Below are 9,123 nucleotides of genomic sequence, written 5' to 3' on the forward strand. Positions count from 1 at the left end.
CGACCAGGCTCGCGTTTTGCCCTGTCCACGTTCGGCTGGGCCGGGTTCAGGACATCTTCTCCTATTATTACAAGGATGAAAGAAAAATCTAAACATCCTAAAACTTTCGAGAAACAAAGCCAATATGCCGAAAATTTATCTCTCGCTTTTCTTCCTCTTTTGTATAAAAATAGCCTTCGCGCAAACTACGATAATTGGTACGGTCGCTAACGAACGCGGACAAGCGATGCAAGGAGCGACAGTTGCAGTAAAATCAACCAATATCAGTACGACCACCGACCGCGACGGGAAGTTTTCCCTTAATGTGCCGGAGCAAAATGGGGAACTGATTTTCTCAGCTTTCGGCTACGTGGTTCAGGAGCGGATGGCGACTAAACGTAGTTCTTTGTATATCAAATTGGTACTTGAAAACGACGCTCCAATTGAAGAAGTGCCGGTTGCTTACGGCAAGCAGGAGAAAAAGCAGATAACGGGTTCTATCGTCACGGAGAAAGGGTCTCAACTGGTAAGGTCGCACGCCCTGAATTTATCCGCTTCGCTGGCAGGGCGATTGCCGGGACTCACGGTAATCAATCCAAGTGGTGAGCCTGGCAACGATGGGGCTTTACTTTTTGTGCGGGGCATCAATACGTTGGCCGACAATAGTCCACTGATCGTCGTGGATGGTATCCCTAACCGTTTCGGGGGCCTGGATAGGCTCAACCCGGCAGACATCGAGAGCATTACAGTACTGAAGGATGCCTCGGCCGCGATGTATGGCGTAGCTAATGGCGTCGTTCTCGTTACTACCCGTCGGGGGCAAATCGGCAAGCCCACGCTAACCTACTCGTTCAATCAAGGATTCAGCAACCCTACGGTTATTCCCAAACTGGCCGATGCCGCTCAGTACACCAGTATGCTGAATGAGCTGAATATCTACAACAGCCTGCCTGCAGCAGAATGGGAAGCCGCCCAACGAGCCTATCAATCGACGGGCGTTTACAATCGACCCAATGGCGCGATACTGGAAGCCCCCTACTCCCCGGGAGACCTGGCACGATACCGCGATAACTCCGATCCGTGGGGACACCCAAATACCGATTGGTTTGGGGCTACCCTAAAAAGGAATTCTCCGCAAGTGCGGCATAGGATACAGCTAACTGGGGGCACTACGAATTTCCAGTATCTGGCTTCGCTTGGTTATTTGAATCAGGATGCCTACTACCGCAGCTCGGCCACCGGATATCAGCAGTACGATTTGCGTATCAATCTCGATGCTGCTGTCAACAAGCATATTGATCTATCGCTGGATATGCTGGGTCGTCAGGAGGCACGAAATTACTCACCCAGATCTGCCAGTACCGTTTTCAGAATGTTGATGCGTGGCAAACCACAGCAACCCGCCTACTGGCCCAACGGGTTGCCAGGCCCCGACATCGAAAACGGTGAAAATCCGGTGGTTATTTCTACGAATCAGATTGGCTACGATCGAGACAAACGTAACTACGTGCAGGCGACGGGTTCGCTCGTTGTCAAAGTCCCCGGCGTGGAGGGTCTGAAAATGACCGTCAAGGCAGCTATTGACAATTTCAGTAGGGATACCAAGCGTTGGGAAATCCCCTGGACCTTGTATTATCGCGGAAACGGCTTTGAGTCGGATGGCTTGACACCCAAGCTGACACCCGCCCAACGCGGCCCGGAAGATCCCCGCCTCACGGTCGGGACAGCCGAACAGCTTAATATCACACCTCGTCTAGTTATTTCTTACGACAAAACGCTGGGTGGGCATATGTTTGGTCTGCTGGCGGGTACCGAGCGCTATAAAGCCAAGCGTAGTTTCTTCACGGCTTATCGCCGATACTTCATTTCTACGGCTTTGGATCAGCTTTTTGCCGGAGGTGACAAAGCAAAAGACAATTCAGGAGGCAGTTTGGAAACCTCGCGCAATGGCTACTTTGGCAAGCTGGGTTACGGCTGCAAGGACAAGTACTTCATCGAATTACAAGGGCGGTACGACGGCTCCGATATTCTTCCCGCTGAGGATCGCTACCGTCTGTTTTATGGGTTGATGCTGGGATGGATCGTTTCGGAAGAAAAGTTCTGGGAACAAGCGCTTCCCACCATGACTTTCTTGAAAATTCGTGGTTCAGCGGGAATTTTAGGGAGCGACCAATCGGCGGTCGATCCATCGTCGAATTTCAATCTTTCTCCCATCAGTAATGCTTCTTCCCCTCCGATAGCGTATTATTTACCTAGCCCCACGTATAATCTGGGATTGGAAGGGCGTGTTCTTAATGATAGAATATCCTTCGAAGTCGATATTTTTTCCAACCCTCATACTAAGACCCTAACCTATGAACCAGGCCCCAGGCTACCCGAAGAAAAAATTACCGAAATAGCCAACAAGGGTTGGGAGTTTAGTGTTTTCTACCGTAATCGAAGCACAAACCTGCCTGTCACATTTGGAATCAACGGCGGCTACGCCCGGAATAAAATTATCTTCCAGGACGAAGCACCGGGCGCCCCGGATTGGCAACGTTCGACGGGCAAACCCATCAATACCTACTTTGTTTATAAGTACAATGGCGTATTCAAAGATCAAGCGGAGATCAATGCCAACCCGTTGAATTATTCGGCACTGGTGAAGCAAATACGGCCCGGCGATATGAAGTACCAAGATGTCAACGGAGACAAGAAAATTACGCCCGACGACCGCGTTCGACTGAAGACCAGCAACCTGCCCGTATTCCAAGGTGGAATCACGCTGGACGGCCGCTATAGGAATTTCGATTTGAATATCCTGCTTCAGGGTTCGGCGGGAGCGAAGCAATTCATCAGTACGGGGGAGTCGGGAACTATTGGCAACTATTTGCTGGATATTTACCAAAATCGTTGGTCGATTGATATTCCAAGCAGCGTGCATCCGCGAATTGCCAACCGAAACGACCAATACTATTCTAATGGAAATGACTACTGGTTGCGAAGTACCGACTACATACGCCTGAAAAATCTGGAATTGGGCTACGCTGTTCAAACCGATCTGATCAATAAGATCGGTTTGAACCGATTCCGACTTTACGTCAGCGGGTATAATCTACTTACATTCGATCGGCTGAAAATATATGACCCCGAAGCCAGCAGTGCATTGGGATATTATTATCCACAACAGAAGATTGTCAGTTTTGGCCTGGACATTACTTTTTGATTGAAAGCCTAATAGAAGAAATTGTTGAGACGGCTTTTCATACTTTTAAGTCTGGCGGGTAATATTCGATTCATTGTAAACTCGTCCTTACTGTTCTACTTTTGTTTACAAAGTAAAAAAACCATTACCTGTTTTTCCATGAAAAAACTCTTCCTGCTTTCCCTGGCCATACTCACCACCGCACTCGCCACCCACGCCCAAACCGCCCCCACCTGGCTCCGCTACCCCAGCATTTCCCCCGACGGCAGCACCATCGTCTTTACCTACAAAGGCGACTTGTGGAAAGTCCCCGCCACGGGCGGCAACGCCATGCCCCTCACGCTGCACGAGGCGCAGGATTATATGCCTGTGTGGTCGCGGGACGGCAAGAGCATTGCCTTCGCGTCGGATCGCTACGGGAATTTCGATGTCTTTGTGATGCCCGCCACGGGCGGCGAGCCGAAGCGGCTGACGTTCCATTCGGCGGATGAATTACCGTACGATTTTACGCCCGATGGCAAGGAGGTGCTCTTCGGCGCGGCGCGGCAGGACTTGGCGGCCAACCGTCAGTTTCCGACGGGTTCGCAGCCGGAGTTATACAAAGTTGCGGTCAAAGGTGGACGCGTGGCGCAGGTATTCAGTACGCCCGCTGAGGATGTAAAGTACAGCAAAGACGGCAGCAAAATGCTCTACCACGACAAAAAAGGCGGCGAAAACGCCTGGCGCAAGCATCATACTTCTTCCATCGCCCGGGATATTTGGGTGTATGACACCAAGTCAGGCAAACATACTAAACTCACGACCTTCGCCGGGGAAGACCGCAACCCGATTCTGAGCGATGATGGCAAGACCGTCACCTTCCTCAGCGAGCGGCAGGGTTCGTTCAATGTGCATCGTTTTGCAGTAGATAATCCGGCGACCGTCGAAACGCTGACTTCCTTCAAAAGACATCCCGTCCGGTTCCTGAGCCGCGCCAATGACGGTACTTTGTGTTTCAGCTACGATGGTGAGCTATATACCCTAAAACCCGGCGCCAAACCGCAGAAAGTCAACGTACAAATCGCGTCCGACGCCCGGCACAATAATGAGAAGGTCATGGCCGTGAGCGGCAACGCGCGCGGCATGGCGGTGTCGCCCAACGGCAAGGAAGTGGCGTTCGTCTATCGCGGCGAGGTGTTCGTGACCGCCGTGGAGGGCGGAATGACCAAGCGCATCACCCACACGCCCGAGCAGGAGCAGGAAGTGAGTTTTTCGCCCGATGGTAAGGCGCTGATTTACGCCTCCGAGCGCGGCAATAGCTGGAACATCTACGAAACCCGCATCGACCGCAAGGAGGAACCCTACTTCTACGCCTCCACGGTGTTGAAGGAAAAGGCAATCATCGAAGACAAAAAAGAGAACTACCAGCCCGTGTATTCGCCCGATGGCAAGGAAATCGCCTACATCGAGGATCGCATGACGTTGAAAGTCTATAACATCGAGAGCAAAAAGTCCCGCACGCTGCTCACCGATCAGGAGCTGTTCTCGATGCGCGACAACGACCAGTACTTCCAATGGAGTCCCGACGGCAAATGGCTGGCCTTCGATTACAGCGTCCCCGGCATCGCCAGCGGCGAAATCGGTTTGATCGCCGCCGACGGCAAGGGCAAAGTGGTGAACCTGACCGAAAACGGTTTTCAGGATTACAAAGCCAAATGGGTGCAGGGCGGCAAGCAGCTATTGTGGTTTAGCAACCGCGATGGATTGCGCAGTCAGGCGCAGAGCGGTGGTTCACAGGCGGACGTTTACGCTTTGTTCCTGACCCAAAAGGCGTTCGATGATTTCAACATGAGTAAGGAGGAGGCGACTTTGGCTAAGGATATCGAAAAAGCCATGAAGGGTGATTCGACCAAAAAAGACTCGACGGATAAGAAGAAAATGGCCAAAGACAGCACCGTCGCCATCGACTGGGACGGGCTGGATCGGCGCAAGGCAAAGCTGACGATTCACTCGTCGAGCCTGGCCGACGCGCTGCTGAGCAAAGACGGCGAGACACTGTACTACCTCGCCAAGTTCGAGAAGGGCTACAACCTTTGGAGTACCAACCTGCGCACCAAGGAAACCAAGCAGGTGCTGGCGATGAATTCGGGCAGCGGCACGATGGATTGGGACAAAGAGCAAAAGAATATTTTCCTGAACGCCGACGGTAAAATCCTGAAAATCGACCCCGAAAAATCCAAGCAGGAAACCATCAAAATCAACGGTGAGATGATGGTGGATCTGGCCGCCGAGCGGCAGTTCATGTTCGATCACGTGTGGCGGCGGACTAAGGGGACTTTCTACACGGCCAGTATGCACGGCGTGGACTGGGATAGCTACCGCCCTGATTACGAGAAATACCTGCCCTCCATCGGCACCAATTTCGAGTTTGCCGAGATGCTCAGCGAACTTTTGGGAGAGCTGAACGTCTCCCACAGCGGCGCGCGCTACAACGAGTCCAAACCCACCGACGACGCCACGGCAGCGCTGGGCGCTTTTTACGATTACGATTACAACGGCAACGGCATCCGCGTGACAGAGGTCGTCAAGGGCGGGCCGCTGGACAAGGCGGGCTTCGACGTGCAGTCCGGCGCGGTCATCGTAGCCATCGACGGCGAAACCATCGCCCCCGACCGCGATCTGGCGCAGTACCTCAACCGCAAGGCTGACCAAAACACGCTGCTCACGTTGCTGGAAAACGGTAAACGCCGCAGCATCGTGGTGAAGCCCATCAAGCCCTCCGAAGAAAGCCGCCTACTCTACACCCGCTGGGTGAAGCGGAATCAGGAGGAAGTGGAGAAAATGAGCAATGGTACCCTGGGCTACGTCCACATTCCGGGCATGAACGACGGGGCTTACCGCACGACCTACGAGGAAATCATGGGTAAATACGCGGGTAAAAAGGGCATCGTGATCGACACCCGCTTCAACGGCGGCGGCGACCTGGTGGCTGATCTAGCCATGTTCCTCAGCGGCAAGAAGTTCATGGACTATACCACCGATAAACGCTCCAACGGCTACGAACCCAATTTCCGCTGGACCAAGCCTAGCGTGTCGCTGGCCAACGAAGCCAACTACTCCGACGGCCACTGCTACGCCTTCATGGTGCAGGATCAGAAGATCAACAAACTCATCGGACAGCCCGTCCCCGGCACTTGCACCTTCGCGGGTTGGGAGAGTTTGCAGGACAACACCCTCCGCTGGGGGGTACCCCCGCTGGGCGTGAAGGCCATGAATGGTCAGTATCTGGAAAATTCCCAGACTGAGCCGGACGTAAAGGTTTGGAATGCCTACGAAGATGTTAGCAAAGGCAAGGATGCGCAGTTGGAGAAGGCAGTGGAGGTGTTGATGGCGGAATTGGAGTAAAGAATCATCATTCAGTGCAGTCGAATTCTTGTATGGGCGAACCTATGTGTTCGCCCGATGGCCGATAAAAACGAAATTCAAAATACTTTACGATGACATTTATAGAACTTGCAGAAAGAGTGCTAAGAGAAGAAAAAATTCCTTTGACAGCAAATGAAATATGGAGGGTCGCCGAGAATAAAGGATATAGTTCTCAACTAAATAGTCAGGGAAAAACTCCTTGGGCTACCCTGGGAGCTCAAATATACGTAAATGAAAGAGATAATTTTCAGACGCCGTTCGCTGTGGTGGGAAAAAGACCGAAGCGCTTTTATCTGAAAGAACAGGCTAGTTTATTTGATCTGGAAAAAATAGAATCGACGGAAAATACCGAGGAAATTCCAGACAAAAAATCCAAAATTCAATATCTTGAGAAAGACTTGCATCCATTTCTAGTTCATTTTGCTTACTATCACTTAAAATGCTATACCAAGACTATAAATCACTCTAAGTCAAACAAGAAAGAGTTTGGCGAATGGGTTCATCCTGATGTAGTAGGTTGCAACTTTCCAATTGGTGAATGGAGTACTGAGGTTTTAAATTTGAGTTCCAGTGTTGGAAACAATTCGATAAAAATCAAATCTTTCGAGTTAAAGAGAGAGCTAAATTTGGGATCGCTACGAGAAAATTTCTTTCAAACAGTATCGAACTCTTCTTGGGCGAATGAAAGCTATTTGGTAGCGGCCGAAATATCAAACAATGAGGATTTTCTTAGTGAATTAACCAGACTTTCTACTTCCTTTGGCATCGGTATAATTAAACTAGATATTGAAAATCCGCTTTCGTCAGAAGTCATTTTACCAGCCAGAACAAGAGATAATTTGGATTGGGAAACCGTTAATAAATTGACACTCAACAAGGATTTTAAAGATTTTCTGAAAAGGATAAAAAATGATTTGACGAGTAATGAAATTCGCAAAGAAAAATATGATAAAGTTTTCGAACCGGAAGAGTTGATAAAACTTCTGAAAAGGAAAAGGTAATGTCACTTTGTGAGCGGTTCGTACCCTCTCAAAGACCGATAACGATGATAGTGACGCAAGTTTTTGATTGAGCGAATCCTAGCACGGAAGTTGGTAAAATAAACCCGAATGATCAAAAACGCCAAAAACTGGAAAGGCTTGCTGTACGGAGTCGCCTACGGACTCCTGGCCCGCGGCATATTCGGATTAGAGCCTGATTATTTACAGAGCTACATCCACGCTGGCGAATTGATGACCAAGTCGTTTCTGTTTTTGGTGCCTTTCGCAATGGGGTTAATCGCCGCTTACTGCAATGACACCATCAAGCAACCAGGGAAGATTGTCAGTCTTATCATGCCTTTATTTGCTGTCATTGGATTTGTGGGAATATCGGTTTTAATCGGCTGGGAAGGCTTCATTTGCGCTCTGATGGCACTGCCCATTTTTGCTTGCATGGCTTTGCTGGGAGCGCTGATCGGTGTAAATATTTTCAAGAGAAACCGCAACAAAGTCTTGGTTTCTATCCTGCTGGCGCTTCCCTTTGTGTTTGCCCCGATTGAAAGTCAATTCAAACTTGACGAAAAGATATTTTCTGAACACACGTCGATCATAATCGACGCCCCGGACGAGGTAGTCTGGCAAAACCTTACCCGCGTCAGGCCGATTACCGAAAGCGAAAACAAGCCGTCGCTCTTTCAGTTCATGGGTTTCCCGAGGCCGTTGGAGGCTGAGCTCGACACCGTGGCAGTGGGTGGCGTCAGGAAAGCCATCTTTGATCGGGGACTTTTTTTCACCGAAACCGTCACCCAAATGCAGCCTTTACGAACGCTGGCTTTCAGCATCGAGGCCGACCCAAATTCGATTCCGCCCGCCGCGCTGGACGAACACGTGATGGTGGGTGGCCAGTATTTCGACGTACTGGAGGGCCGCTATAAGATCGAAAAATTGGACGATGGCAAAATCCTTTTGCACCTCAGCTCGCAATTCCGGCTTTCGACTCGCTTCAACTTTTACAGCGGTTTTTGGAGCCAACTGATCATGCGGGACATTCAGGAAAACATTCTAGAAATAATCAAAAATCGGTGCAGACAGCCATGAAACAGTGGGCCTTCGAATGATTTTTTACCCAGTCGCTTAAATTTCTTTCAACACTGCCTGCACAGCCCACTTGTGGTCGCATCTCCTCTCGATTACAACAGGACCCTCGAACAAAACTCAAGAAACCCGCACAAACTACCCTCTGTTCCCAAATTTTCCCTACTTTCGGAAAAATCCCTCCTCCGCAAATCGCTCCATGCAAAAAACCGCTCCCCGCCACGAACTACTCAAAATCCTGGGTGTCGGCTTCGGCATCGCCGTCACCATTGGCGGTACCATTGGTACGGGCATTCTGCGCAAGCCCGGCCCCATCGCCGAGCAACTCGGTGATCCGTGGCTCATCATGGGCTTGTGGGCAGCGGTGAGTTTGTATGCTTTGCTGGGTACTTTATGTACCATCGAGCTGGGTACTTCGGTACCCCGCGCAGGGGCCTGGTACGTGTACGCGCAGCGGGCCTTTGGCGACTACGCGGGTTT

General features: G+C 50.7%; 4 protein-coding genes and 1 pseudogene. All 5 read left to right on the plus strand.

Annotation, left to right across the window (positions count from 1 at the left end):
* Window positions 1-124: 124 nt before the first annotated feature.
* A complete protein-coding gene (locus tag ACEW8P_RS10800; RefSeq protein WP_373513094.1) occupies window positions 125-3,184 on the plus strand; it encodes a SusC/RagA family TonB-linked outer membrane protein in 3,060 nt (1,019 codons plus the stop codon).
* 138 nt (window positions 3,185-3,322) lie between these two features.
* Window positions 3,323-6,547, plus strand: coding sequence for a S41 family peptidase (locus ACEW8P_RS10805; RefSeq protein WP_373513095.1), 3,225 nt, complete (start codon window positions 3,323-3,325; stop codon window positions 6,545-6,547).
* Between the two features lie 92 nt (window positions 6,548-6,639).
* Window positions 6,640-7,569: a COG2958 family protein gene (locus ACEW8P_RS10810; protein ID WP_373513096.1), complete on the plus strand. Its 930-nt coding sequence runs from the start codon at window positions 6,640-6,642 to the stop codon at window positions 7,567-7,569.
* Between the two features lie 108 nt (window positions 7,570-7,677).
* Window positions 7,678-8,646, plus strand: a complete 969-nt coding sequence (locus ACEW8P_RS10815; RefSeq protein ID WP_373513097.1) for a hypothetical protein — start codon at window positions 7,678-7,680, stop codon at window positions 8,644-8,646.
* Window positions 8,647-8,842: 196 nt separating this feature from the next.
* A pseudogene (locus ACEW8P_RS10820) lies at window positions 8,843-9,123 on the plus strand (amino acid permease); the annotation flags it as partial.

This window comes from Persicitalea sp., from assembly GCF_041751555.1.
In the GTDB taxonomy this organism is placed as follows: domain Bacteria; phylum Bacteroidota; class Bacteroidia; order Cytophagales; family Spirosomataceae; genus Persicitalea.

Coding starts and splice junctions, on each gene's coding strand:
- ACEW8P_RS10815 (WP_373513097.1), top strand. CDS start 7,678: ATGATCAAAAACGCCAAAAACTGGAAAGGCTTGCTGTACGGAGTCGCC.
- ACEW8P_RS10800 (WP_373513094.1), top strand. CDS start 125: ATGCCGAAAATTTATCTCTCGCTTTTCTTCCTCTTTTGTATAAAAATA.
- ACEW8P_RS10810 (WP_373513096.1), top strand. CDS start 6,640: ATGACATTTATAGAACTTGCAGAAAGAGTGCTAAGAGAAGAAAAAATT.
- ACEW8P_RS10805 (WP_373513095.1), top strand. CDS start 3,323: ATGAAAAAACTCTTCCTGCTTTCCCTGGCCATACTCACCACCGCACTC.